The organism is Bradyrhizobium sp. NBAIM08 (genome assembly GCF_020193935.1).
Classification (GTDB): domain Bacteria; phylum Pseudomonadota; class Alphaproteobacteria; order Rhizobiales; family Xanthobacteraceae; genus Bradyrhizobium; species Bradyrhizobium yuanmingense.
On record NZ_JADYVR010000992.1, the window covers coordinates 1 to 401 of the forward strand.

General features: G+C 67.1%; 1 protein-coding gene. It reads left to right on the forward strand.

Annotated elements, in window-relative coordinates; genetic code table 11:
* Positions 1-111 precede the first annotated feature (111 nt).
* The coding region (locus I6F37_RS43095; protein ID WP_225154845.1) for an SUMF1/EgtB/PvdO family nonheme iron enzyme at positions 112-401 on the forward strand (290 nt) is incomplete at its 3' end.

The window sequence follows — 401 nt, forward strand, 5'->3', positions numbered from 1 at the left end:
CAACAAGGCCTTCATCGCCAACCTGATCGACATGAGCGTTGGCGCCCTCCTTGCTCCGAACTTGGCGCGGTGAGCACGCAGCAGCGAACAGCCACCCCGACGCCCACGCCGATCGCCGCGGGCACCCTCCTCCAGGGCGACGACCACCACTACCCGGAAGAGGCCCCGGTGCGCGCTGTCGAGGTGGCCGCATTTGCGCTCGATGTGCACCCGGTCACCAACGGCCAGTTCGCACGCTTCGTCGCTGCGACGGGACACGTGACGGCAGCCGAACATGACGGCCTCGCAGTCTTCACTCCGAGCGATCGACCGGTCGATCTCGCCCAGCCGTCGCTGTGGTGGCGCCACGATCGCGATGCATCATGGCGATGTCCGCGAGGCACGTCCGTGCTGTCAGATGA